Annotated in this window: 19 protein-coding genes and 1 pseudogene; 12 read left to right on the top strand and 8 right to left on the bottom strand. The window is 61.8% G+C overall.

What is annotated here, in order from left to right; genetic code table 11:
* Positions 1-290: 290 nt before the first annotated feature.
* From ACIQ09_RS14130 to ACIQ09_RS14105, 6 genes are all read right to left on the bottom strand, one after another.
* Complete coding sequence (locus tag ACIQ09_RS14130; RefSeq protein WP_398310962.1) at positions 291-806, bottom strand: hypothetical protein; 516 nt, start codon at positions 804-806, stop codon at positions 291-293.
* A 29-nt stretch (positions 807-835) separates the two neighbouring features.
* Positions 836-1,906, bottom strand: a complete 1,071-nt coding sequence (locus tag ACIQ09_RS14125) for a hypothetical protein (RefSeq protein ID WP_398310959.1) — start codon at positions 1,904-1,906, stop codon at positions 836-838.
* A gap of 161 nt (positions 1,907-2,067) precedes the next feature.
* The gene (locus ACIQ09_RS14120) at positions 2,068-3,303 is read right to left on the bottom strand and encodes a DUF1329 domain-containing protein (protein WP_398310956.1); all 1,236 of its coding nucleotides are present in this window, start codon (positions 3,301-3,303) and stop codon (positions 2,068-2,070) included.
* A 145-nt stretch (positions 3,304-3,448) separates the two neighbouring features.
* The gene (locus ACIQ09_RS14115) at positions 3,449-5,092 is read right to left on the bottom strand and encodes a DUF1302 domain-containing protein (protein ID WP_398310953.1); all 1,644 of its coding nucleotides are present in this window, start codon (positions 5,090-5,092) and stop codon (positions 3,449-3,451) included.
* A gap of 11 nt (positions 5,093-5,103) precedes the next feature.
* Positions 5,104-6,201, bottom strand: coding sequence for a Rieske 2Fe-2S domain-containing protein (locus tag ACIQ09_RS14110; RefSeq protein ID WP_398310950.1), 1,098 nt, complete (start codon positions 6,199-6,201; stop codon positions 5,104-5,106).
* A 71-nt stretch (positions 6,202-6,272) separates the two neighbouring features.
* Entirely contained in the window at positions 6,273-7,244 is a 972-nt protein-coding gene (locus ACIQ09_RS14105) for a PDR/VanB family oxidoreductase (RefSeq protein ID WP_398310947.1), read from the bottom strand.
* A 227-nt stretch (positions 7,245-7,471) separates the two neighbouring features.
* On the opposite strand from ACIQ09_RS14105, the gene ACIQ09_RS14100 reads away from it, so the two are divergent.
* Positions 7,472-9,202 carry a sigma 54-interacting transcriptional regulator gene (locus tag ACIQ09_RS14100; RefSeq protein ID WP_398310944.1) on the top strand — a complete coding sequence of 577 codons (1,731 nt, stop codon included), beginning with the start codon at positions 7,472-7,474 and terminating at the stop codon, positions 9,200-9,202.
* Positions 9,203-9,234: 32 nt separating this feature from the next.
* Here the strand turns inward: ACIQ09_RS14100 and ACIQ09_RS14095 are convergent, their stop codons facing one another.
* Positions 9,235-10,680 (bottom strand): hypothetical protein, encoded by a 1,446-nt coding sequence (locus ACIQ09_RS14095; RefSeq protein WP_398310941.1) that lies wholly within the window; start codon positions 10,678-10,680, stop codon positions 9,235-9,237.
* A 247-nt stretch (positions 10,681-10,927) separates the two neighbouring features.
* On the opposite strand from ACIQ09_RS14095, the gene ACIQ09_RS14090 reads away from it, so the two are divergent.
* The 11 genes and pseudogenes from ACIQ09_RS14090 to ACIQ09_RS14040 all read left to right on the top strand — a co-directional run bounded on the left by ACIQ09_RS14090 (position 10,928) and on the right by ACIQ09_RS14040 (position 24,726).
* Complete coding sequence (locus tag ACIQ09_RS14090; RefSeq protein ID WP_398310938.1) at positions 10,928-11,200, top strand: type II toxin-antitoxin system ParD family antitoxin; 273 nt, start codon at positions 10,928-10,930, stop codon at positions 11,198-11,200.
* 7 nt (positions 11,201-11,207) lie between these two features.
* Positions 11,208-11,513 (top strand): type II toxin-antitoxin system RelE/ParE family toxin, encoded by a 306-nt coding sequence (locus ACIQ09_RS14085; RefSeq protein WP_398310935.1) that lies wholly within the window; start codon positions 11,208-11,210, stop codon positions 11,511-11,513.
* A gap of 227 nt (positions 11,514-11,740) precedes the next feature.
* A pseudogene (locus tag ACIQ09_RS14080) lies at positions 11,741-11,815 on the top strand (integrase); the annotation flags it as partial.
* A 446-nt stretch (positions 11,816-12,261) separates the two neighbouring features.
* The gene (locus ACIQ09_RS14075; protein WP_398310932.1) at positions 12,262-13,782 is read left to right on the top strand and encodes a sigma-54 interaction domain-containing protein; all 1,521 of its coding nucleotides are present in this window, start codon (positions 12,262-12,264) and stop codon (positions 13,780-13,782) included.
* 66 nt (positions 13,783-13,848) lie between these two features.
* On the top strand, positions 13,849-17,286 hold the full coding sequence (locus tag ACIQ09_RS14070; RefSeq protein WP_398310929.1) for a DEAD/DEAH box helicase family protein: 3,438 nt from the start codon (positions 13,849-13,851) through the stop codon (positions 17,284-17,286).
* Positions 17,283-17,720, top strand: a complete 438-nt coding sequence (locus ACIQ09_RS14065) for a cysteine peptidase family C39 domain-containing protein (protein WP_398310926.1) — start codon at positions 17,283-17,285, stop codon at positions 17,718-17,720. Before ACIQ09_RS14070 ends, ACIQ09_RS14065 begins: the two co-directional genes overlap by 4 nt.
* On the top strand, positions 17,717-19,246 hold the full coding sequence (locus ACIQ09_RS14060) for an N-6 DNA methylase (protein WP_398310923.1): 1,530 nt from the start codon (positions 17,717-17,719) through the stop codon (positions 19,244-19,246). Before ACIQ09_RS14065 ends, ACIQ09_RS14060 begins: the two co-directional genes overlap by 4 nt.
* Positions 19,243-20,418, top strand: coding sequence for a restriction endonuclease subunit S (locus ACIQ09_RS14055; RefSeq protein WP_398310920.1), 1,176 nt, complete (start codon positions 19,243-19,245; stop codon positions 20,416-20,418). The genes ACIQ09_RS14060 and ACIQ09_RS14055 overlap by 4 nt, the downstream gene beginning before the upstream one ends.
* Positions 20,419-20,434: 16 nt before the next feature.
* On the top strand, positions 20,435-22,066 hold the full coding sequence (locus ACIQ09_RS14050; protein ID WP_398310917.1) for an AAA family ATPase: 1,632 nt from the start codon (positions 20,435-20,437) through the stop codon (positions 22,064-22,066).
* Entirely contained in the window at positions 22,066-22,926 is an 861-nt protein-coding gene (locus ACIQ09_RS14045) for a hypothetical protein (protein ID WP_398310914.1), read from the top strand. Before ACIQ09_RS14050 ends, ACIQ09_RS14045 begins: the two co-directional genes overlap by 1 nt.
* Positions 22,927-22,971: 45 nt before the next feature.
* Entirely contained in the window at positions 22,972-24,726 is a 1,755-nt protein-coding gene (locus tag ACIQ09_RS14040) for an ATP-binding protein (RefSeq protein WP_398310911.1), read from the top strand.
* 204 nt (positions 24,727-24,930) lie between these two features.
* Here the strand turns inward: ACIQ09_RS14040 and ACIQ09_RS14035 are convergent, their stop codons facing one another.
* Positions 24,931-25,170, bottom strand: a complete 240-nt coding sequence (locus tag ACIQ09_RS14035) for an RES family NAD+ phosphorylase (protein WP_398310965.1) — start codon at positions 25,168-25,170, stop codon at positions 24,931-24,933.
* Positions 25,171-25,261: the final 91 nt, after the last annotated feature.

The raw sequence follows: 25,261 nt of genomic DNA, 5'->3' as shown, positions 1-25,261 counted from the left end.
GTCTTGATCCGGGTCACCCGACGCTTGATCTTCTTCTGCTCCATGGCCCCACCGATTTCATCGACTCCGGCCAGAATCCTAGCTCAACGGCGGGGAGAGGGTTTCGCGACACCCTCTTCAGTCGCCCGCGGACTTCAACAAAAGGCTTGCCGGTGATCAACGTGGTGGTGGACGACTGAAGTCGCCCCTACAAAGCGCTGCTACAAATCGCCCGGACGAGGCGCCCCGGGCGATCACATCGACCGATCGCCCCTGCACGTCGTCGCCGGAGGCGGCATCCTCCCGGTGCCTTACTCCTCTTCCTTCTGGGCCACCAGGTAGCCGACGCTGATCTGCACGCTTTCGATCAGCTCCATGGTGGCGGTGGCCTGGCTGGCCAGGAGGGCGTTGAAGCGGGCGTAGAGGTCGCTCTCCTGGTCCATCAGTTTGGACAGGGTATTGACCTTCTTGACGCTGGCGGCTTCGGTGGCAATGGCCTGCAGCCCCTCCAGCCATTCGGCCTGCTGGGTGGCGAGACGCTTCATCACGGCGGCCTGGATGGCCAGGCTCTCGGTGAACAGGCTGGCGTCGAGGCGGGGCTGCGCGGCGAGGCGCATCATGGCCTGGCAGCTTTGCATCTGGCGGGTGACGGACTGGGTGATGAGCGTCTGCCACTGGCTCAGGTGGCCCAGCTGCGGTGTGGACGGCAGCGCCGGCAGATTGCCCGGGGTGGGCGCCAGGCTGGTGAGCAGTTGGACATGGGCCTGGTGAAGCTGTTGCATCTGGCGGAGGGCGTCTTCCGCGAGGGTCGAGAGTGCGGTGTTCATGGCTGGAACTTTCTCGCGATGTCGCGGGTTCATTGGCCGCCAAGGCGCTGCAGCATGCGGTGGATGGCCTGGATCTGGATGGCCTGCTTCGAGTAGTAATCCGGGTTCTGCGGATCTTCCGCCGTATAGCCCCACCAGTCCCAGCACCCTTCCGGGTTCTGGCTGATGGCGTTGTCGGAGCCTTCGGCCTGGGGGTAGAGGATGATCAGGTCGTTGGCATCGGCCATCTCGTTATAGCCGGTGGTCGTGAAATAGCGATTGCCATAGGGCGGGCAGTTTTCCAGGTCGGGCTGGCCATTCACGAAGTTGACGTAGTTGTAGCCCTGCTTGCAGCCATGCAGCGCCACATGCACCCGGCAGGGCGCCCCCTCCTCCACCGCCTTGGGCACATAGGCATAGGCAAACTCGCTCATGCTGGCCCGCGGGTCCTGGTCGAAGAACTCGGTCTGGTCGAAGCGCACGATGCGCCCGCTCAGGCGCTCGGCGGGCGGCTTGAGGGGGCCGTAGATGTGCTCCAGGATCACCCGCGACTGCATGAAGCCGCCCTGGTTGATGTAAGGCGGGCGATTGACGTCGAGGGGGTTGTCCTCGGGGTTGTCGGTGATGATCGAATGCCCCGCCGGCACGGAGTTGTCGTAGTGGATCGCCCCCGGCGAGACGCCCAGCATCTCGTAGAAGCGCCGGGTCGTGTCCACCACGCTGGAATCCACCACGCTGTCCTTCGTGCCGCTGAAGATATAGACCCGCTGGCTGGCCAGGTTCTCCACGGCGTCGATCAGGCCCTGGGCTGCCGTGTCCCGCGCCACCTCAACGAGCCTGGCCGGATTGGGCGCGGCCTGGGGGATCAGCGGATTCATGCACACGTAGAGGGCATTGAGGGTCAGTGCGTCCTCGGCAATCGCCGCAGCAGCCCGATACGACTCGGCACAGCGAAACGGCCCGCCGGCGATGATGCCGGCCCCGACAAAGGTGGACGAATGGGCCAGGTGCAATTGCACCGTCATGAAGGCCCCGGACGAAAGCCCGGACACGGAGCTCTGGCCGAGGTCGGCATTGAAGGGTTTTAGCGGCGGTGCAACAGAAGCTTTCTCGTTCGACATGGCAACTCCCGGGGGTTAGGGTTGATCGACGGAAACGCAAGGCTAGGCGCCAGAAGACGGCACCCGGATGGGGGTCGACTACCTATATTTGTTGCAGCGCAAGAGGCCCGCCGCTGCTCGGGGCAGACGGCGGGCCTCTTGGCGGGGATGCGGGCTGGTGCCTACCGGTCCGCGTCGGCGGCGGCGGCGTCGCCGGTGAAGAAGGACTCGTTCTTGCGGGCGACGACCCGGTATGCCTCATCCTGGAACAGCCCCTGGACGGTGCTCATGGTGCTGGCCTGCAGGTTGTAGATGGTCACGGGCTTGGCCAGGACGGCGGGCACCGCGGGGACGAAGAAGTTGGGCACCACCGAGGTCCGCCACAGCTTGCCTTCCGAGTCGTAGCCATCCACCAGGGTCAGCAGCCAGGTGTCCTCGTCGAAGTAGTAGCGGCGCTTGGGCACGGCGTGCCGCTTGCCCGACACCACGCTGGCCTCCACCTCCCAGACCCGGTGCAGCTCCCAGCGCAGCTTGCCGGTGTTGAGGTGGAACCTGTCAAAGGCCTCAGCCTCCTTCGCCGTGACCAGTTCGTTGTTGTTGTAGGGGATGTACATCTCCCGCTTGCCCACCAGCTTCCACTCGAAGCGGTCGGGGTGACCCATGAAGCCCATCACTTCGTCGAAGTAGTTGGCGCCGGAGGAAACGAAGTCCGGCGTGTCGTAGGCCACCGTCGGCGCCCGCCGCACACGGCGCTGGCCCACCAGGTACTGCCAGGCCTGGCGCGGCACCTTGGCGTTGATGCTGTCACGCAGCACCAGGGATTCCCCCGCCTTGAACGGCGGCGCGGTGGTGTTGAAGCGCTGCAGGAAGTACTCCCCGCTCCAGCCCTTGGCCGAGCCGTCCTTGTAGTAGTACGGGTGCTGGAAGAAGTTGTCGGTGCGCGTGGCCATGGTGCGGGCGCCATTGGAGGTGCCGACGATGTTCTTCGAGCCAAACTCCACCGACTCGGGCTCGATGCGCAGGATGTAGTTCCAGATCACCTCGACGCCGGCCTTGGGGATCGGGAAGGGCACCCCACCAAAACAGCCCTCCACCGACAGGCCGGCCTCTACCGTCCTGCAGGCGGTCGCATTGCGGGCGGTGGCGTCGTACACATGCTGGGGGGCGACGGCCGTGCGGTGGGTGGGGAAGACATTGACGCGGAAGGACTCCGGGTATTTCTTCAGGAGGGCCGCCGTGCCTTCAGACAGCTTGTCGGCGTACTGGGCCATGTTGGCCGCGGAGATCTGCACGACGGGCTTTTCGCCGGGAAACAAGCTGACCGGAATATCCCCTACCCTGGCGCCGGCGGCCTTGGTTACAGCGCCGTTCCAGGCCGGGATGCTGCCGTCCTTGTTGCCCGCCCGCTCGCCCCCCAAGGGGCGTCAGGGCGCTCTTGAGCTGGGCGGCCTCGTCGGCGGAAACCGCAGCGACAGCCGGCTGAAACTGGGCCAGCGCACCGACCACGACCAGATGGATGATTGTCTTGCTCTTCATGTTGGGATTCCTCTTATGGGCGGGTGATCAGAAGCTGCGCTGAATCGACAGCGACACGAAGTCGCGATCCCCGTGGAAGTTCTGGTAGGAATTGAGGCCAGCCGGCGTGGCCACCGACCCGGCGGAACCGATGTAATGGGTGTAGTTGAGGCCCACGTGCCAGGCCTTCTGGTACACGGCCTTGGCCCCGACGCTGACGCTACCGCCCTGCTCCGCCGGAAACAGCACGCCATTCACCGACGAGCGCCCGAACAGGCCGTAGCTCACGCCGATGGGCAGCTGCAGATCGGTCTCGGGCAGCACCTGGAAGTACTCGGGCGTGAACACGAACTGCACGGCGCCCGCATCCCGGGTGGCGTTGGGGTCCAGCGCCTCGGGGTTGTCGGTGACGCGCAGGCGACGGTTGAAGGCAAACTCGCCAAGAAACGAGGCCCCATCCCACAGGGCGTTGGCCCCCAGCACGCTGACGGCCGACAGGTTGAGGTGCAGGGTGTCGCCCTTGGGAAAGCGGGCGTTGCTGCCCCCGTCGGCGGCCGGGTCGTTGATGGGGAAGATGAAGCTGCCCGCCGCCACCAGGGGCTGGTTGCTGCGCACCGATAGCTCCCCCGCCACGTTGGTGTCGCCGAACAGGGTGCTGAAGCTGCCGCCCACAGTGCGGATGTTGCGCCCGAAGACCATCACGTAATCCTGGGGCACCACGCCAGCGGGGCCGGCGTTGAGGCGGGCATAGAACTGGGGCAGCTTTTCGTGGAAGGTCGCGGCATACAGGCCGTACTCGCTGTCGCCAGCCTTGAAGCGCACCTGCACCCCGCCCTGCCCCGCGTTGCCGGGCTCGATGTCCTTGCCGCGCCGGGCCGGGCCGTAGGGCGTGTACAGCAGCTCTCCGCCGTCATCCACGAAGTCGGCAAAGCTGAAGTAACTGCCCGCCGCCGGCAGGCGCGACTTGCGCCATTCGGGCTGGATGTAGGCGCCCACCAGCAGGTCGGGCGTGATCTGCAGCTGGGCCGACACCTGGCCCACCGGCCGCGCCACCTCCTTGAACTGGGAGTTGGGCACCGACAGGGCCCGGGCCAGGTCCAGGGGCGTCTGGGCACCGGCGATGCCGTTGTTGCCGAAGAACAGGCTCTCGCCGTAAAGCTGGGTGAAACGGCCCGCCTTGAGGTTGAGGTTCATGTCCCCCACCGACTGGCGGGTATACACAAAGGCATCCAGCACCTCGGCATTGCGCCCGTGGGTGATGCGCGTGTGCTTGTTGAAGCGGTCGTAGGGGCCGCTCTGGTTAAGGCCGGGGGCATCGGCGGCGCTACGGTCGTTGCCGTGCTGATAGACGTCGTCGTACCACCCCGCCGCACTCACCCGAAAGCCGCTGTCACGCTTGTAGCGCACCCCCAGCTCGGTGAGGATGTCGAGGCGGTTGGAGATGAGCCCGCGACTGAAATTGCGGTCGCCATCATTGGTATTGACCTGGGGCGTGAGCCCGGCCAGGCCCTCCGGCGCCACGCTGGCGCTCACCCCGCGCACGCGCCAGGCGGTACTGTATTTGAGGGTGGTATCCCAGGAGATGGCCAGGTCCGGCGAGTCCGTGTCCACCGAAAAGGACAGGGCCGGCCCCGACAGGGCCATGCCCGCACAGGCCCAGGCCACCGCTCTGGCAAGAAGCTTGATCTGCATGCTCGGCCCCCTCAGACGCGCTCGACGGCGCGGGTGTCCGCGGCGTCGGCCTGGCTGCCCCGCACTTCCTCGGCGATCACGCTGCGCAGGATGCGCCGGGCCCGCACCGCCCCCACGTCGCTGCTGAGCAGCACCGGGTTGAGGCTCAGTAGATCGGCGTTGCCGATGTTGACGTACTGGGCGTCCACATAGGGCCCGTCCTCATCCACGAAGGCGTCGTGCATGCCCTTGATCTTGGCGGCGTTGTAGTCGGCGTCCTCCACCAAGTGATTGCGCCGGGTGGCAAAGAAGTAGTGGGTGGTGCCGTCGGTTTCGGGGGTGGTGGTATGCAGGTCGTACTGGCCCACGCAGTCAGCCAGGTCCAGCGCAGCCCGTTCGTCCTGGGTGGCGCCGATCTGCAGCTGCACGGTGGTGGGCGCCATGAACTTCACCTCCACAAAGTGCCGCGCCTCGGCCATGGGCTCGGGCAGAAACTGGTTGAGGATGAAAATCGGCGGCGTCTGCTTCCACTCCCAGCGGGTGGCCACGGTGCTGTCCGTCTCCTTCACCTGGGGCACCTGGGGGGTGAGCTGGCCGCGGGTCGAGATGATCTCCCCATGCAGGTGGTCCACATGGCTCAGGTCCATCACGTTGTCGGTGATGAGCTCGTAGTAGGTCTTGCGGTGCATGTAGGTAAAGCCGACCCCGTTGGGGTGGCCTGCGGTCAGCGGGCTGACATCCGGCAGTATCGATTCATCGGCGGGGGCATCGCCCGGCCAGATCCACACAAAGCCGTAGCGCTCCACCAGCGGAAAGGTGCGCACCCGCGCCGCGCGGGGGATGTGGCCATTGCCGTGGGGGTTGTGATTGCACACCCCGCTGCAGTCGAACTTGAGGCCGTGGTATTTGCAGACAACGTCATCCCCCGCCCGCATCCCCATGCTGAGCGGCACAAAACGATGGGGGCAGCGATCCAGCATGGCCACCGGGCTCCCGTTCTGCGTTCGGTAGATCAGGACCGGCGTGTTCAACAAGGTGCGTGCGAACAGCCCCTCTGCGCTCACCTCGGACGACAGCGCGGCGACGTACCACGCGTTTCTGAGGTAAGTGACGTTTCTGGATGTCTCCATTTTTCTTCTCCAGGTGTGAATGCCAGGCGAAATGCCTGGTCGGTGAAATGCGGCAACAGCAAGTGCCGCGCTTACAAATCGATGAGCAGTTGGGGCGTACGGGCGCGGGAGCAGCACGGGGTGAAGCAGCGCTGGCTGTCCCGCTCGGCGGCACTGAGAAAGACGTCGCGATGCTCGGGCACGCCCTCCAGCACCGGCAGCACGCAGGCGCCGCAGATGCCCTGCTCGCAGGAGAGGTTGATGTGCACGCCCGCCGCCAGCAGGGCCTCGGCCGCCGTCTGGTCGGCCCCCACCGGGATGCGCAGGCCGCGCCGGGCCAGGACCAGCTCGAAACTGCCGTTCCCGCCCGCCGGCGCGGCGGCGGCCGGAGCCGCGAAGTGCTCGAAATGCACACGCTCCTCACCCCAGCCCGCGCCACGCGCCGCCTCGCAGATGTGGCTGATGAAGCCCGCCGGGCCACACACGTACAGATGGGCTTCGCCGCCGAGGGCACCCAGCACGCCCGCCGCATCCAGGCGGCCCTGCTCCGGCGCGCTGTCGAAATAGAAGCGGACCGGCCGGGCATAGGCCGCCTGCTCCAGGGCTTCCCGGTAGGCGGCCCGCTCGGGGGCGCGGCTGCAGTAATGCAGCTCGAAGGACTCGCCCCGGGCGTGCAGGGTGTCGGCCATCGCCAGGATCGGGGTGATGCCGATGCCGCCGGCAAACAGCACGGAATGCCCCGCCGGCACCAGCGGAAAGAGGTTACGGGGGTGGCTGATGGTCAGCGTGTCACCCACCCGGATGTCCCGGTGGGCGCAGGCGGAACCGCCTCGCCCGTCCGGGTCGCGCAGGATGGCCACCTCGTAGGCGCCACCGGCCGGCCCGGCCCGGCACAGGGAGTACTGGCGGACCATGCCGTTGGGCAGGGTGATGTCGATGTGGGCCCCGGCAGAACAGGGCGGGAGCGGCGCGCCATCGGCCGCCACCAGAACAAGACTCAGGACATCAATTGCAGCGTCGCGCTTTTCGAGCACACGAACAGCGAGCGTGGGTTGAGGACTCAACACAGCCGGGGTCTCCTTTGGGGTGAAAGTGCCTGAGCCACTGCGGGCTCTTCCTCACCTCATCGCAATCCCCATGCCAAGGCCGTTAATCACAATAATTTATTGATTTATAAATAATTTTGCTGACAGCAAGTTCAAAGCTAGAATTCATCTTGCTGAAAACAGCACTTACGCACTTCCTTAAACCGGCAATTTTGCTGTTTTCAAAACCCGGAGACGTCTCCCCCATGCCCCACCCCGCCGCCGGCCATCTGCACTCCATCCCCCGGGAGATCGACGACCGGGAGCTGTCCAAGTACGTGCGCTTCGACCCCGACAGCGGGCAGATCACCGTGCTGGATCAGCGCATGCTGCTCATCCACGGCTTCACCCTGGCGGCCCTGCGGCGTGAGCTGATCGAACGCCTGGGGGTGGAGGCCACCCGCGAGCTGTTCACCCGCCTGGGCTACCAGCAGGGCATGGAAGATGCCCGCCGGCTCAACGCGGCCGAGGGCGGAGACCTGAAGCGGACCTTTGCCTATGGCCCGCGCCTGCGCGAGATGCAGGGCTTTGTGCGCAACCAGGCGGTGGACCAGATCCAGTTCAACCAGGAGACCGGGGATTTCTGGGGTGACTATTACTGGGAGTCATCCTGGGAGGCTGATATCCACCGCGCCCAGTTTGGCGTCAGCGGCGCGCCGGCGTGCTGGATGATGGTGGGGTACGCCACCGGCTTCACCACCGCGCTGATGGGGCGGCCCATCCTGTGGCGCGAGGTGGAGTGCGTGGCCATGGGCCATGCCCGCTGCCGAGTCGTCGGCCAGCCGCTGGAGGAATGCGACGACGCCGAAGCCCACCTGAGCTTCCTGCAGGTGGAAGACTTCATCGCGACTCCCCGGCGCCGGGCCACCCGCCCCGCCCGGGCCACCGGCCAGGAGGAAGCCGCCCGGCAGCTGCCCGACCTGATCGGCGCCTCGAACAGCTTCAACGAGGTGGCCTACCTCATCAAGCGCGTCGCCCCCACCGACGCCACCGTGCTGCTGACCGGCGAAAGCGGTGTGGGCAAAGAGCGCTTCTCGAAAGCCCTGCACGCCCTCGGGCCGCGAGCCGAACGCCCGTTCATCTCCATCAACTGTGCCGCCATCCCCCACGACCTGGTGGAAGCCGAGCTGTTTGGCGTGGAAAAAGGCGCCTTCACCGGCGCCACCGTGTCCCGCCCCGGGCGCTTCGAGCGGGCCAGCGGCGGCACCCTCTTCCTAGACGAAATCAGCAGCCTGCCCCTGCACGCCCAGGGCAAGCTGCTGCGCATGCTGCAGGAAGGCGAGCTGGAGCGGGTGGGCGACACCCAGGTACGGCCCATCGACGTGCGCATCATCGCCGCCACCAACCGCGACCTGCGCAGCGAAGTGGAAGCCGGCCGCTTCCGGGAGGATCTGTTCTTCCGGCTCAACGTCTTCCCCGTGAAGATCCCGCCGCTGCGCGAACGCCGCGAAGACATCCCCCTGCTGGTGGACACCTTCGTCAAACGCTACGCCACCCGCTTCGGCAAGAACATTGCCGGCCTCAGCCGCAACGCCAGCGAAAAGCTGTGGGCCTACGACTGGCCGGGCAACATCCGGGAGCTGGAGAACATCATCGAGCGGGCGGTGATCCTGGCCGAGAACGACGGCAGCATCGACGTGGAACACCTGTTCTCGGGCGGCGAGGAAGTCCCCCTGACCCTCCCCTCCCCCATCCCGGCCGACGCCCGCTCCGAAGCACCACTGCGCCCGGGCGCAGAAATCCCCATCCAGCACGCCATCGACCGCCTGCTGGATGCACAGCTGTCACTGGAGGAAGCGGAGGGGCTGATGATCACCACCGCACTGCGGCGGACAGAGGGAAACCTCTCCGCCGCAGCACGGTTGCTGAAACTGCGGCGCGGGCAACTGCAGTACCGGGTGGACAAACGCGGCGCCGAGGGCAGCGAGGGTCGATAAAGCGGGGCCCGGGCCGGCCCACAGCCGCCAGATCAGCCCCCGGGCGCCCGGTGCGCCGGGTCATCGCCCATGTCGATGGCCTCGGGCGACAGCCCTGTCAGATGGCGGGCCCACATGCGCCCGTACATGGCCTCCAGCGCGCGGGTGTAGGCCACCACGTTGAACAGCGCCGCCGCGTGCCGGTTGCGCTCGAAGCGCCCGCGCAGCTCGCCCAGGCCGGCCGGGTCCAGGGCCAGGCGCCGGGCCAGGGCCGCATAGGCCTCCGGCGTGGTGGTGACCACCTCCGGCAGCCCCGCCGCCTGCAGCAAGCCCCCCGCCACCCGCGAGGCAAACGTTTCCCCAGCACAGGTGACCATCGGCACCCCCGCCCACAGGGCATCGCTGGCGGTGGTGTGGGCGTTGTAAGGCCAGGTGTCGAGCATCAGGTCGATCAGCGGCAAGCGCGCCAGGTGCTCGGCCTGGGGCAGGCCCGGCGCAAACACCAGCCGGTCGGGCAACACCCCGCGGGCCATCGCCTCGTTGCGCAGATTGCCCCTGGCCTTGGGGTCGTCCAGCAGCCACAACACGCTGCCCGGCACATCGTTGAGCAGGCCGCACCACACATCGAAGACATGGGGCGTGAACTTCCAGGCCTGGTTGAAGCAGGCAAACACGAAGGCGTCTTCCGGCAGGCCCAGCGCCGCCCGGCCCGGTGGCGCCAGGGTCGGCACCACCACCCGGCCGTGGGGCTGATAGCTGTGGGGCATGCAGGCCAGGGCCTCGGAATAATCCCCCGCCGCATCGGCCGGCGTCACAAAGCGGTCGCTGATCAGATAGTCCACAAACGCCTGCCCCGACGTCCCCGGATAGCCCAGAAAACTCACCTGCACCGGCGCCGAACGATGGGCCAGCAACATGGTGCGGCTGCCCTCGGTATAGCCCTTGAGATCCACCAGGATGTCCACACCGTCGGCGCGGATGACATCGGCCGCCTCCAGATCCGTCAGGCCACCAATGTCGCGAAAGCGATGAAACGCCGCCACCAGGCGCTCACGCATGCCCTTGCCGTCGTTCTTCCCATGGCTGTAGGCATACAGCTCCACCTGCGCCGCGCTGTGCGCCTCCAGCATCTCCACCATCAGCAAGGCCGTTGCATGCTGATGGAAATCACCGGACAGATAGCCGATCTTCAGCGGCCCCTCCGGCCGCGGCACGGCCGGCCCCTCCACCGCCAGCACCCCGCTCCCGCCCTGCGCATCAAAAGCCGCCAGCCGCGCCTTCAACCAGCGCGTCGCGCAGGCCCGCTGCGTCGCCGCATCAATACCCGGCATCGCCAGCAACAGAAACGGCGGCCACACCGCCCCATCGTCCCGCTCCAGCTCCGCCCGAACCCGATCCGGCCAAAGATCAAAGTCCTCCCACTCACACCACGCCCGGGCGCGAACGTAGTGGAGGATTTGTCGGCTTGCCGACACGCCTACGGGGGATTGGGTGTGCATGCGGGGGTGAGGCAAGAATTGGGCCGTGGGGGCTGACGGGCGGCGAGGGAGCAAAAGGGAAGACGACGAGCAGACTATGCCAAGGAAGAACAGGATCAGCGAAGAAGGGATAGACGGAGTGAACTCGCACGTCGAAGCCATCGCTGGGGGCGGAGGTCTGGTGGTCGGCCGGAGCATGCCTCCAAGCCCACAGACAGCCGGTTCAGTGGCAAACTGTGCCATTACCTGACATTACTTGGAGCGCGCCATGTCCCTCAACGTCTCCTTACCCCCCGAGCTGGAAAATCGGGTGCGCCAGCACGTGGAATCTGGCCTCTACAGCTCTGCGAGTGAAGTCATCCGCGAAGCATTGCGATTATTCGAGGCCTACCACAGTGTGCAGGCGGCAAACCTCGCCAGCCTGAAAGCTGACATCGCCCAAGGCGTCGCCGACATCGAGGCCGGCCGGGTACGCGAGCTCGACATGAACGAGATCAAGCAACGCGGCCGGGCAACACTGGCCGCACGGCGACCGACGTAGTCACAACGTGAGCCAGATTCGCCATTCCGCCAGTGCGGAAAACGATTTGCTCGAGGCTTGGCTTTTCGTCGCCGAAGACAGCATCGTGGCCGCCGACCAGTTGCTCGATCAGATCCAAGCCGATTCGCGAACGCTGCTTTTGCAGCCGAAAATGGGTCGGGCTCGGGACGAACTGGCGGTCGGCCTGCGCAGCTGGCCGACGTCGACGCCCTATCTCCTCTTTTATTTCGTTGATGACGACGGGATTACGATTGCACGCGTCCTGCACCACGCCCGAGATGTTCCCGCGATTTGGAACTGGCCAAGGCACTGAAGACGCACGGCAGGGGCCATGTTTTGCAGAGCGCCGGTGTAGAGCAGGCGCGCATCTGGCCGCTGATGGTCAAGGTCACCAGTCCTCCCTGATCGTACGCGGTGGGCACCTTCCCCGATAGCCGCCAGCCACCACGAGCGCAAGAATCAAGCTCCGATCAACAGCAAGGAGCCGCTCAAACCCAAAGACATCCGGGCTATACGCATCCACCTACAAAATGCGCACGCGGGGAGTCGACTGTGCGGTACTTGGGCATCGAGGTCGATGACGCATTGGAGATCGCTGAGCAGATCGAGATCTGACGCTGGATCGGCTGCCCGCCAGCACCCTTGAGGCGGCGGGCGGCAGCTTATGGGGATGGCTCCATGAGGGCACTATCGGCCCTATCGGGCGCCTGACTCGCTGATCGACTTCCTGCGGACGCTCTGATTATGTGGAGCTCAAAATCGGCGCCTGCCGCTCCAGATGGGTGGTTGGCACACAACAACGGTCGTGGCTCAATATAATCGAGGCATCTACATAATCGGCCAAAGCGGACCTTCGCAAGTGTGGGTTGTTGTGACGGCTTCCTGGGGCAGGGAATGGGCCGGACTGGACTTCGATCCCGAGCGATATGATTGTTTTGCCAGCGAAAGCTGGCATCAAGCGGATGCTTTGGAGCAAATCGATCAAATTAGATAGGCGACCTTGGTGAGCACAGGATAAAAAACATTATCCATTTTGGCCCTGAGGACTTTACCATCTCGTCATGAGCAAAAAATCATGGTTCATCTCTTGGGTAGGCAAGGCTGACCACGATTGCGCTGAGGGCGTGCGGGGTGACGACCTCGGCCCGGTCGCCTCCGCCATCAAAGCACACGCACCTTTCTACAAGATCTGTCTGCTTACGAACTACGAGTTCGACCGCACCGAGGCGTACTGCGCTTGGCTGGAGAAAACAACGGGCTGCGTCGAAACCGACCTGTTCGGGGTTGAACTTAGCAGTCCGACAAATTACGCCGAGATTTACGAACAGGTTAGCCGCGAACTCAAAGCTCTCCGCCTACCGAATGACGATATTGAGCTCACTTTTCATCTGAGTCCTGGCACGCCAGCCATGACGGCCATTTGGATCATCCTGGCAAAGACGCGCTTCCCGGCCAAACTGATTCAGACCTCCAAGGAGAACGGGCTGGAGTCGGTCGATTTCATCTTCGACCTGGCGAACGAATATCTGCCCGAATTCCTTCAGCGCAGCAGCGAGCGTATCGAGCGACTCAGCAGCACCATCCCAATGGCCCCCGAGTTCTCAAAGCTGATCCACCGCAGTCCGGTCATGCGCGAGCAAATCCAGCTCGCACAGAAGATTGCCGCCCACGAAGTCCCCGTAATGATTTTGGGCGAAACCGGCACCGGCAAGGAGCTCTTTGCGGAGGCCATTCATGCCGCCAGTCGCCGAACTGGCAAGCCCTTCATCGCCGTCAATTGCGGCGCCATGCCCAAAGACCTCGCCAACTCCGAACTCTTCGGCCACAAGAAAGGTGCCTTCACCGGGGCGGATTCGGCCCGCCCCGGCCACTTTCGTGAGGCCGAAGGCGGTACGCTGTTTCTGGACGAGATCGGCGACTTGCCGCTCGATTCACAAGTGCGCCTGCTGCGCGCCTTGCAGCAGAGGGAAATCACACCGCTGGGCGAGTCAAAGCCCATCATGGTGAATGTGCGCATCATCGCAGCCACCCACCGCGACCTAGCGAAGGATGTCGCGGAAGGACGCTTCCGCGAAGACCTCTTCCATCGCCTCGCCGTCGGCATCCTTAATTTGCCACCGCTCCGCGAGCGCGATGGCGACCTTGATCTGTTGATTGACCACTTGCTCGCCCAGATCAATCGCGATGCCACCGAAAAGCCAGAGGCGCAACATAAAGAACTTTCTCAGCTAGCAAGAAATTTTCTTGTCGCACACGGCTGGCCCGGCAATATCCGCGAGCTATATCACACTCTGGTGCGCGCAACGATCTGGTCTTCGAGCGCCACGATTGAAGAGGCGGACATCCAGCGTTCGCTGCTGGATATCCGCAAAAACAATGTAGGCCTGCTTGATCACTCACTGGGAAAAGGCTTTTCTTTACAAGAGCTTCTGGATGAAATTTCGCGCCATTACATTAACCGGGCACTGCAAAAAAGTGGCAACAAGAAGAAGCGCGCAGCCGAGCTGCTCGGCTTCTCGAACTACCAAACCTTGAGCAATTGGGCCGGTCGGCTCGGCGTAGGGCTCGACGAAAAAGACTGATAACGGGGGCTGGCACGGTTCTCGCGGATAGAGATGCAATCTGATCCGCCGCGAAGACCACCAGACATGCTGATGCAAGACATCAAATCGCTGAATTTCGAACCGCTCAGGCCGAACTACCCCGAGCTCGCCAACATGGGGGGCTATGCGGAGCACTACGCCTGGTCGGATGCCGAAAGTGCGTTGGTTAAACTGCGTAACTTCGCCGAACGCATGGTGGATGTGATCTACATGCGTCTGCGCCTGCCGCAAGCGCCGCAATCCACCTTCGTCGACCTGCTCAAGAACGATAGCTTCCGTATGGTTGCTGACCCTCTGGTGCAAGACAAGCTCCACCTTATCCGCCGCCTAGGCAACCGTGCCGCGCATGGTGAAGACGTCACTGTCCCCGATGCCCTGCGCTGCGTGCGTGAAGCCTGGCAGCTGGCCCGCTGGTTGCACGTCTCCCAACTGCAAGGGCAGGTTGCTGACTTCACCGACTTCGTCGAGCCCCAACAAGGCGGCATCGACGGCAAGGCCGAGATCAAGCGTATTGCCAAGAAGCTCGAAGAAGACAACGCATTAAAGGAAGCGCGCATCCGTGAGATGCTCGAAGAGCTACAGGCCCTGCGGGATAATGAGCAGGCACTGCGTGCGCAGATCAGCGCCAGCAATCAACCGCTTCCCGCCGCGCAGCTTGAAGCCCTCAGCGACGCAGCACTGGCCGCCACCAAGCAACTCCACTTCTCGGAAGACAACACTCGCAAGTGGCTCATCGACCGCGACTTGCGCATGGCGGGCTGGGTGGTCGGCCATAACGGTGCCAACACCCCACAGGTCGGGCAGGAAGTCGAAGTCCTGCATCAGGGCACCCCGTCCGGCCTTGGCTATGCCGACTATGTGCTGTGGGACGACAACGGCAACCCGCTCGCCGTCGTCGAAGCCAAGAAAGCCATCGTCAGCGCCACCCAAGGCCAGCAGCAAGCCAAAGACTACGCCGATGGCCTGGAAAAGATGCACGGTCAGCGCCCAATGATTTTCCACACCAACGGGCATGACATCTGGCTATGGGACGACGTCGGCGGCTACCCACCGCGCAAGCTCTACGGTTTCTTCAGCAAAGACACCTTGCAATACCGCATTGGCTTCCGGCGCCGCGAGCAGCGCGATCTGCTCACCCTCACGCCGGATGCCAACATCGCAGGCCGCCTCTACCAGATCGAAACCCTGCGCCGAGTGCAGGAGCGCTTCGCCGCCCGTCACCGCAAGGCACTGGTCGTGCAAGCCACCGGCACTGGCAAGACCCGTGTGGCTATCTCGCTCGCCAAGCTGCTCATCGAAGCCCGCTGGGCCAAGCGCGTGCTCTTCCTGTGCGACCGCCGCGAGCTGCGCAAGCAGGCCAAGAACGCCTTCAACGATTTTCTCAAGGAACCGCTCTACGTCATCGGCCAAAAGAACGACGTCGCCAAGCAAGATGCCCGCATCTACATTGGCATTTACCAAGGGCTGATCAACGATTACGAAACCTTCGACGTTGGCTTCTTCGATCTGATCATCGCCGACGAATCCCACCGCTCCATCTACAACCAGTACGGCGACATCTTCCGCTACTTCGATGCGCTCCAGGTCGGCCTCACCGCCACCCCGGTCGAGATGGTCAGCCGCAGCACCTGCCAGCTTTTCGGTTGCGACTACAAAATGCCCACCGCCAACTACACGTTGGAGCAGGCCGTCGCCCAGAAAAACCTCGTGCCCTACCGCATCGTCGCGCACACCACCAAGTTCCTGCGCGACGGCATCAAGGCCGCGCACCTCAACGATGAACAGATCGCCCAGCTCGAAGACCAGGGCATCGATCCGAACACCCTCGATTTCGACGCTGAAGAGATCGACAAGGCCATCTTCAACAAGGACACCAACCGCGTCATCCTACGCAACCTCATGGACCGCGGCATCCGCGATGCTGATGGCCAGCTCCCCGGCAAGAGCATCATCTTCGCCCGCAACATCGACCACGCCCGCCTGCTGCATAGCCTCTTCGACGAGATGTACCCGCAGTTCGCTGGTAAGTTCTGCGCCGTGATCCACTCCAAGGAGCCCCGCGCCGAACAGCTCATCGACGATTTCAAGGGCGGTGAGAACTGCAAGAACGATCAACTGCGCATCGCCATCTCGGTCGACATGCTCGACACGGGCATCGACGTACCCGAAGTCGTCAACCTTGTCTTCGCCAAACCGGTCAAATCCAAGGTCAAGTTCTGGCAGATGATCGGGCGCGGTACCCGCCTATGCCAGAACCTGTTTGGCACGGGGCAACACAAGACCGAATTCCTCATCTTCGACCACTGGGCCAACTTTGCCTACCATGAGATGAATGCCGACGAAATCGAGCCCGCGGCGGCAAAGCCCCTCACCCAGCGCCGCTTTGAAGCCCGCATCGAACTCGCCCGACTCGCCCTCAAGCGCTTCGAGCTTGACGCCTTCGCCAGCCTCACTGCCCTGCTCAAGCAGGATGCCGACGCGCTCGACGACGGCAGCATCGCCATCCGGGACAACTGGCAGGCCGTTCAACTCGCCCGCGATTCCGCCGCGCTGAACCATTTCGCGCCCGCCACCGTGCAGGTGCTGGCCGACAACGTCGCCCCGCTGCTTAATGCACTGGACGTACGCGGCCAGGGCGACGCCCTGCGCTGGGACCTGCTCCTCGCCAAGGCGCAGGAGGCCGCGCTCGCCAAGCCCGGCCAGGAGAACCCGCTCAAGCACGAAATCCTCGCGCTGCTCGACCGCCTGCCCGCCAACCTCAGCCAGGTGCGCGCCAAGGCCGTCGTGCTCAAGGAAATCCGCAGCGATGACTTCTGGCAGGCCGCCGACTTCACCAAGCTCGAAGTCAAGCGCATCGAACTACGCGAGATCGTGCACCTCGCTGAACGACCTCCGTCACCTCCTCCGATGCCCACGCCTGTGCTGGACGTCAAGGAAGACGTCGCCGAATATCGTGTCGAAGAAATCCAGAGCAAGGTCAAGAGCATCGATGCTCGCATCTACCAGCAGAAGGTCGAAGCCACGCTGCGCCAGCTCTTCGGCTCAGACCCCGTGCTCACCAAGATCCGCAACGGCGAGCCGGTCTGCGACGCAGAGTTGGAACAGCTCAACAGCCTGATCCACACCCACAACCCGAATGTTGATCTACACACCCTTGCCGAGTTCTATGCCGACACTGCCGTGCCGCTCGCCCAGATCCTGCGCAGCCTCGTCGGCATGGATGGCGCAGCCGTCGAAGCCCGCTTCACCGCCTTCGCCCAGAAGCACCCGCTGACATCCACCCAGCTGCGCTTTTTGGACATGCTCAAGGAGCACATTGCACTCGTCGGCAGCATCCGTCTTGAGCAACTCTTCCAGGCCCCCTTCACACGCATCCACGACGAAGGTATTACTGGCGTGTTCAGCCTTGACGGACAGCTCGACGAACTGATCGGCATCGTGCGAAGTTTCGGCGAGCCGCCTGCAGAGCGAGGTCAAGCATGAAACGAGTCATACAAGAGGATTCGACGGGATGCGGTTTGGCGTGTATCGCGATGATCGTTGGCAAGCGGTACAAAACGATCAAGAAACAGGCTCATGAACTCCTGCATGGCTGGCCGTCCGGATCGCGTTCGGTCTACACCGAGGCAGCGCATCTAAAAACGCTCCTGAAAGCCCACAGCATTGAATATGGCAACTACCGCCGAGCAGATAACTGGCTTCAGATCAAGGCCAAGGTGGCGATTGCAGCGATCAACCTCCAGAAAAACGGTAACTGGCACTGGGTTGTATTCAAGCAGCAGGCCGATGATGCCTACATTTTCGACCCACGCTCCAAACAAGAAAAACGCAGAGATTTTGGGCGCGCAAAACTCCACGCCTATTTGCCTATCCGCTTGACTGAGCACATCGACGTACTGACACACAAAAAACCATGATCACCGGCGAACTCAAGAACCGCATCGACAGCCTCTGGACCGAATTCTGGACCGGCGGTATCACCAACCCCCTCACCGTGATCGAGCAGATCACCTTTCTCATGTACGCCCGCATGCTCGACATGGCCGAGCGCCGCGACGAGCGGATGAGCAAGGTCGCCGGCAAGAGCTTCAAGCCCCGCTTCACCGCCGACGAGCAAACCTGCCGCTGGGAAACCTGGCGCCACTACGGCGCCGAAGAAATGCTGCCGCATGTGCGCGACCGCGTCTTCGCCCACTTCCGACGCCTCGCGGCAGAGGCCGGCGACAACCCCTTCGCCGAATTCATGAAAGACGCCCAACTCATGATCCAGAAGCCCTCGCTGCTGGTCAAAGCCGTCGCCATGATCGGCGACCTGCCGCTGGAGCGCGGCGACACCAAGGGCGACCTGTATGAATACCTGCTCGGCAAGCTCACCACAGCCGGCATCAACGGCCAGTTCCGCACCCCGCGCCACATCATCCGCATGATGGTCGAGCTCATGGCCCCGCAGCCCACCGACCGTATCTGCGACCCTGCCTGCGGCACCGCTGGCTTTCTCGTCGAAAGCTACGACTACCTGCTGCGCAAATACTCCAGCGCCGCCGGCACCCACACCGAAACCGTCGATGGCGAGCCCGTCACCCTTTACAGCGGCGACCTGCTCCAGGAGCATCGCGAACACGTGGACACCGACATGTTCCACGCCTTCGATTTCGACGCCACCATGCTACGCATCGCTACCATGAACCTGGTCATGCACGGCGTCGCCGAGCCAGACGTGCACTATCAGGACACCCTCAGCCAGAAATTCGAAGAGCGCTACCCGCGCGCAGCCAAGAGCGGCTTCGACCTCATCCTCGCCAACCCGCCCTTCAAGGGCAGCCTGGACGAGCAGGACGTCGCGCCCGACATCCTCCGTACCGTCAAGACCAAGAAAACCGAACTCCTCTTCGTCGCCCTCATCCTGCGCATGCTGAAGATCGGCGGCCGCAGCGCCACCATCGTGCCCGATGGCGTGCTCTTCGGTTCCAGCAAGGCCCATGTGCAACTACGCAAACACCTGGTGGAAGACAACCAGCTCGAAGCCGTCATCTCCTTGCCTTCCGGCGTATTCAAACCCTATGCCGGCGTCTCCACCGCCATCATCATCTTCAGCAAGGGCGGCAGAACCGACGAGGTCTTCTTCTACGACGTCGAGAACGACGGCTTCTCGCTCGACGACAAACGCCAGCCGATCAAGAGCAACGACCTCCCCGACGTACTCGCCCAATGGCAGCAGTTGTACGACCGCAAGACCGACCTCACCGACCGCACGCAAAAAGCCTTCAGCGTGCCACTCACCGACATCGCCGTGCAGAACTACGATCTCTCCATCAACCGCTACAAGCTTCAGGTACACGTGGCTGAGCAGCACGACGACCCGCTCGACATCCTCAGGCGCCTGAAGGCGCTGGAGAACGAAATTCAGCAGGAGCTGGCGGAGCTGGAGAGGATGCTGGGATGAAGATCGAGCGCATCGAACTTGGCGACCTTGCTTTGTCAGGAGGCATGGTCGACGGACCTTTTGGCTCTGACCTCAAAGCATCGGAATACGTTGCCTCTGGCGTCCCAATTATTCGCCTTCAAAACATCAAGCCAGGTTTATTCATTCAAAAAGAAATCCAGTTCGTTTCGGAAAATAAAGCGAAAGAACTTTCACGTCACAATTATCAGCCCGGCGATTTAGTCATAGCAAAACTCGGGGATCCATGTGGAGTGGCTGCTGTTGTTCCGAAAAGCACTTCTCCGGGCATAATAGTGGCTGATGTTGTTCGCTTTCGTGGCGACCCTTCTCGGGTGGATCACTTTTTCATTAGTTATTTCTTGAATTCACCTGCGGGTCGTCGGCAAATTGACGCTATGGCGAAAGGCACTACCCGACAGCGTTGCAACTTGTCTGATTTGAAGTCGATAAAAATCGACCTTCCTCCGATTGAGGAACAAAAACGCATCGCCGCTATTCTCAACAAGGCCGACAGCCTGCTACGCAAACGCCAGCAAGCCATTCGCCTCGCCGACGACTTCCTCCGCGCCGTCTTCCTCGACATGTTTGGCAAGAGAGGTAGAAACGCCGCGCTTGGAGACTATGTCAACGTTTTGTCCGGCTTCGCTTTCAAGAGCGAGAATTACATCGGCAATACTGGCGCACGTCTGCTCAGAGGAATCAACGTCGGTATCGGCGCTTGTGAGTGGAAAAACACCGCTTTCTATCCTCAAGAACTCACCCAAGAACTTGGACGATATGAGTTGATCGACGGCGACGTAGTGCTCGCGATGGACCGCCCCTGGATCTCTGATGGCTTGAAATGCGCTGTCATCAACAAGGATGTTGCCGGAAGTTTGTTGGTCCAACGGGTGGCTCGCCTACGAGCAAAGGGCATTCCTTGCGCTCAGTTCGTCTATCAATGCCTGATCGACGCCGAGTTTCAAAGACATTGCCGCGTCACAGAAACAACCATTCCACATATTTCCCCGACGGATCTGGCAACCTACCCCATTCCAAAGGCCTCACCTCAGGAACTCGAAAGATTTTCGGCCATTGCGGCCAAAGCGACGACTCTCGTACGGTCAGGAAGTGACAGTAACGAAAGAATCCAATCGCTAGCACTTTCTCTCCAGAGCGCGTTGCTCTCGTAGTCTCCAAACGACGCTTATGACTTCACTCATCAAATCCATCTCCCTGAGGAACTTCAAAGGATGTTCCGAAGAAGTTCGCATCGACCTCCGCCCGATCACGCTGCTATTCGGCGCCAACAGCGCAGGCAAGAGCACGATCCTGCAGGCCCTGCAGTACGTGCGCGAAATCCTAGAGCGTAACAACCCCAACCCGGACCGCACCCTGCAAGGTGGCGAGGCTGTGGATCTGGGTGGCTTCCTGAATCTCGTGCATGGGCGCGATCCGGAGAGGCGCATCGAGATCGAGATCGGGATGGACGTGAGGGGTGAGTCGATCCCGGAACTAACTCCTGAATCCTTTGATGAATGGGCTGGCTCAAGCGATACCAATGATTTCTACGAGCTCCTGCATCGGATTCGCGGCGCAGTCCAGTTCTGCAGCATCAAGCTTGAGATTTCCTGGCATTCACTGCGCCAGACATCCGTCATAACAGGCTACGAAGTTGGCGTGAATGGCGCAATGTGCATCCGACTTGATGCTTCAGCAGATGGCCGAGATGTAAGTATGCGCATGAATAGCGAAAATCCGATTTTCATGCGCGAGCGAACCCAACAAGAGATTGATGATGAAGCCGAGCTGTTGGCGAGTCTTCTGGACGATTGGGCAATCAGCGAAGACCTTCATGGAATCGAAGACTCAACACCCATTCAATCTACTCAAAGCAAATGGGTTTCCATGCTTCCTGACATTTTGTCGGGAGTCAGAGACGTTGGATTAGATCGCCCAGGTGCAGGGTTGCGTTCATGGCTCTATGGCTTCGGTAGCGCAATGCCCAAGCTAGACCGGATGTTGAACATTCCTGTCTCAGGTGTTCACGGGGCTCAAAACATCTACATCGCCCGCGAATTCACAGCCTTTCTCTCCTGGCTCACCGTAGGCCCGGCCATGCTACTGCGCGATCAACTGCAGGCTGCCCGATATGTCGGCCCGCTGCGCTGCATTCCGCCCCGAGGTTTTGAGGCCTCGCTCACCAAGAGTGAAGCCGCATGGTCCAACGGCATGGCCGCCTGGGAGGCTTTGCTCACCCGCTCGCAGGAAATGGTCGAGCGCTGCAGCCACTGGATGCAGGATGCGGATCGCCTGAATTCCGGCTATGGACTTGTGCGCACTGAAGTGCAGGAAACCGACTACAACACCGGCGCCCCGCTTGGACGGGTCAAACCGCGCATCGCCCTCATCGATCAGGCAGGCATGACGCATCAGGCTCTGGATGTGGGCGTCGGCATCTCGCAGGTGCTGCCCGTCGTAGTCGCCGCGCAAGACGACCGCGCCAGCATCGTCTCCATCGAGCAACCCGAACTCCACGTTCACCCGGCAGTCCAGGTCGGCCTCGGCGACCTCTTCATCGACGGCGCTATCGAGCGCGGCCTCAGCTTCCTGCTCGAAACCCACAGCGAACACCTGATCCTGCGCCTACTGCGCCGCATCCGCGAAGCAGCCGAAGAAGGCAACGCCGAGCACATCAACCCGGACTTGATCGGCGTGTACTACCTCGCCAGTGAAAACGGCCACATCACCGCCACGCGCCTGCCGGTGAATTCCGAAGGCGATTTCGATACCCCCTGGCCGAAAGGCTTCTTCGAAGAACGCGGCCCGGAGCTCTTCTGATGATCAAGGAATTCGCCGTCGAGCCGGAGGCTATCGTCAGCAGCTACCGCGATTTCAGCTACGTCATCGAGAAATTCGGGGTTTGGGAAGGACGCGTCATTTCAGAGTTCCCCAGTAAGTGGAAGCGCTTGGTGTACGCAGCGGCGCAAAGCGCACATTCTGGTGGAATAGAGCTAAAGCGCATTGAGGTGCGGCTCAGCACGCTACCCAAAGGCATCCTGATGGCAATGTCGCGCCCCGGAGCAAGTGGTGAATGGCTGGAGCAGGCACTGAATGAGCACAAACGCCAGCCGTTCGACTACATCCTCAGTCTGGCTGAAGTTGACATGCCGGAGGTCGTGCCCATCGATGACTTCGACGGCAATCACCAGTGCTTGGCGCATACGCGCGAGCAGATCATCAAGCGCGAGCCCGCTGTGATGGCCAACGCTTGTGACTTCCTCCTCAAAACGGCAAGCCACGTCAAGTTGGTTGATCCTCATTTCAACCTGATGCACAGCCGCTTTCGTGAGCCGTTCCTGCAGTTTATTCAGCGCCTGCGACCAGGAACATTGATCGAGATTTTCCGGAATAGCGAGGTGAGCCCCGCAGCGCTACTCGAACGAGCCAACCGGCATTTGCCGAAAAGCCTGCCTAAAGACATCCGTGTCCGATTGATTGTGCGACCAGATGACGATCCCATGCACAACCGGTTTTTGATGACGAATCATGGCGGCGTTCGTTTCGGGGTGGGGCTTGATGCAGCCGGAGAAGGAGCCGCTCAGGAAGATGAGGTTTCCCTCATGCTGGCAAACGTCTGGCAAGCCCGATGGACGCAGTACTCAAATGGCTATGTCGTCGGTGAATGGGTTGGTGTCTGACAACATTGACTTCAACTTTGAAGAACTCACAGCAAAGAGACTTTCATGGCAAAGCGGTCCGCAAGATTTCAGGTCAGCTCCCGACTGGCTCATTTGCTCAGTCAGGAGTACTCATCTTCCGAGAAGGCACTGAAGGAGTTGGTCGACAATGCCTGGGATGCCGACGCGGATTCCGTGCGTATCTCTTTGCCCGAGCCACTATCAGACACACCAATAGAGATCGTGGATGATGGTACCGGCATGACCGAAGAAGAGGTCCGTCGTCACTACCTGACTATTGCTGCAGACAGACGAATCGCTCGTGGAGAGCGGACTGCCGGGAAGGCCCGGCGAGTCAAGGGCAGGAAGGGCGTCGGGAAGTTCGCGGGCCTGATGGCAGCATCTGAGATGCGTCTCGAGACTTGGGCTCGCGGAGTAAAGAGCAGTTTCGATCTTCGCTTGGTAGACCTTGCGGGTGTAGAAGATATAGAAAAGCTCCCCATCGAAATCACGTCTGAGCAATGCTCGCGAGAGAAGCACGGCACACGAATCGTTTTGAGGGAGTTGCACGCTGGTTTCGCTTTCCCCGACCCTAAGAAATTCCGGCAAATTTTGTTGCAGGAGTATGGTCGTGAGCCCGGAATCGTCATCTGCGTTAATGACAAACCGCTTGGTGTTGATGATGTCGATGGAAGCTATGAGGATTCGACGTTTTCGGTTGATGGCGTAGGTGATGTTCGCGTTCGTTTTTCGATTGCCGAGAACAAGTCGGTATCGCGTGCGCCGGGAATCGTGCTGAGGGTGGACGGCAAGGCCGTCGGCAAGCCTTCGTTCTTTGGCCTGGATGAGCGTGACGATTTTCCGCAAAAACTGCTAAAGAAGCTATACGGCGAGATCGATGCAGACGGCTTGCGTGAACACGTTACGGCTGGCTGGGACAGCATCATCGCAAACAGCGAACTGCTGACGAAGCTGATCGAGTCTGTGCAGCCCACGCTTGTATCCGCATTCGAAACGCGCTACCGGCGCGATATTCAACTGGCTCAGGCCAGATTGAAGCGATCAGTTAATGAGCGTCTCGCGGAGTTGCCAGAGTACCGTAGGGAGTACGCGCAGCGCGCAATCGAGAGGGTGTTGGATCGTTTCTACGGGGACGCACCGGAAAAGATTGAGCCCTACATCTTCGTTTTGCTCGAGGCGATTGAAAACGCCGACTACGGGACAGTTCTTCGTCATCTCGCGGAAGCTGAACGTAGTGATGTTGTTGCTGTGGCTGAAGCGTTGGCAGATTTCGGCCTGGCTGATTTGGCTCACCTCGTCGAACAAGCCAAGGCTCGGCATGCTTTTCTGGACAAGCTTGAGGCACTCGCGCACGACCCGAAGACGCTGGAGGTGCAAATGCACAAAGCCATAGAAAAGAATCTCTGGCTGCTCGGTGCGCAATACAGTCTGTTCAGCTCGAACAAGACGCTTGCCCGTCAATCTGAGGACTACCTCGACAAGAAATTTACGGGACAACGTTCAAAAGATCGCCCTGATCTCCTGCTGAACGAAAACCTAGATGGGGCTGCGCTGCTGATCGAATTCAAGCGTCCAAAGCATCCCCTGAATTTTGATGACTATCAGCAGGCAACCGGATATCGCCATGACTTGCACAAGGTGATGAACAAGCCCATCGACGTGCTGGTGATGGGTGGCAAGCGTTCTCCGGATTTCCCGCAGAAAGATCTTGAACCCAATGTTCGCGTTTTGTCTTACCTGGATGTGATTGCCACGGCTCGACGTCAGATCGAGTGGCAGTTGAAGGTCTGCTTCTGCTGATCCAAGTTTCCACGCACCTGGCAGTGTCTGGATGAGAACATATCAATGAACGTGAGTGATCGCTAGGGTCGATAGCTCGCGTTCGAGTACCACGAAGCCGGTCGCCCCCTGACGCTTAGCGTCTTACGTCCGCTCTGCACCAGTAAGCAGTCACATCCGCCCGCACCCGCGAAGGTCCGTTTTGGCCGACCTTCCCGCCTCCCCTCACCTCCCACCCGAAAACAACCTCCTATCCCACACCACACGCTCCGCCTTCGTCAGCGCGATCCGTGACGCCTCGGGATGTGCGGGATTGACGAGGGCGTTCCATTCCAGCCTAGCCACCACCGAGGGCACGAGCAGGATGGCGCTGCGGGTCTCGCTCAGCCACTGATCGCCAAAGCGCCTTGCGGCGGCCGTGCTTTCGGCGGTAAGCGTCGCCCCACCCCCGTCTTGACACCTCAGACTTTCAGCGTGTCGAGGCGCTCATTGATCAGAGACAAATCAAAGCGCCCGGGCTCAAACTCCTCCCCGCACCACGCCCGCATGGCGTGGT

It is taken from the genome of Zoogloea sp., assembly GCF_044344315.1.
Lineage (GTDB): Bacteria > Pseudomonadota > Gammaproteobacteria > Burkholderiales > Rhodocyclaceae > Zoogloea.
The sequence above is the reverse complement of the archived record's forward strand: the minus strand, read 5'-3'. Positions and strand labels throughout refer to the sequence as shown.

Excerpts from the sequence above, each read along its gene's own strand:
- ACIQ09_RS14130 (WP_398310962.1), bottom strand. The coding sequence starts at position 806 with ATGAACACCGCACTCTCGACCCTCGCGGAAGACGCCCTCCGCCAGATG.
- ACIQ09_RS14125 (WP_398310959.1), bottom strand. The coding sequence starts at position 1,906 with ATGTCGAACGAGAAAGCTTCTGTTGCACCGCCGCTAAAACCCTTCAAT.
- ACIQ09_RS14115 (WP_398310953.1), bottom strand. The coding sequence starts at position 5,092 with ATGCAGATCAAGCTTCTTGCCAGAGCGGTGGCCTGGGCCTGTGCGGGC.
- ACIQ09_RS14110 (WP_398310950.1), bottom strand. The coding sequence starts at position 6,201 with ATGGAGACATCCAGAAACGTCACTTACCTCAGAAACGCGTGGTACGTC.
- ACIQ09_RS14100 (WP_398310944.1), top strand. The coding sequence starts at position 7,472 with ATGCCCCACCCCGCCGCCGGCCATCTGCACTCCATCCCCCGGGAGATC.
- ACIQ09_RS14095 (WP_398310941.1), bottom strand. The coding sequence starts at position 10,680 with ATGCACACCCAATCCCCCGTAGGCGTGTCGGCAAGCCGACAAATCCTC.
- ACIQ09_RS14090 (WP_398310938.1), top strand. The coding sequence starts at position 10,928 with ATGTCCCTCAACGTCTCCTTACCCCCCGAGCTGGAAAATCGGGTGCGC.
- ACIQ09_RS14075 (WP_398310932.1), top strand. The coding sequence starts at position 12,262 with ATGAGCAAAAAATCATGGTTCATCTCTTGGGTAGGCAAGGCTGACCAC.
- ACIQ09_RS14070 (WP_398310929.1), top strand. The coding sequence starts at position 13,849 with ATGCTGATGCAAGACATCAAATCGCTGAATTTCGAACCGCTCAGGCCG.
- ACIQ09_RS14065 (WP_398310926.1), top strand. The coding sequence starts at position 17,283 with ATGAAACGAGTCATACAAGAGGATTCGACGGGATGCGGTTTGGCGTGT.
- ACIQ09_RS14060 (WP_398310923.1), top strand. The coding sequence starts at position 17,717 with ATGATCACCGGCGAACTCAAGAACCGCATCGACAGCCTCTGGACCGAA.
- ACIQ09_RS14055 (WP_398310920.1), top strand. The coding sequence starts at position 19,243 with ATGAAGATCGAGCGCATCGAACTTGGCGACCTTGCTTTGTCAGGAGGC.
- ACIQ09_RS14050 (WP_398310917.1), top strand. The coding sequence starts at position 20,435 with ATGACTTCACTCATCAAATCCATCTCCCTGAGGAACTTCAAAGGATGT.
- ACIQ09_RS14045 (WP_398310914.1), top strand. The coding sequence starts at position 22,066 with ATGATCAAGGAATTCGCCGTCGAGCCGGAGGCTATCGTCAGCAGCTAC.
- ACIQ09_RS14040 (WP_398310911.1), top strand. The coding sequence starts at position 22,972 with ATGGCAAAGCGGTCCGCAAGATTTCAGGTCAGCTCCCGACTGGCTCAT.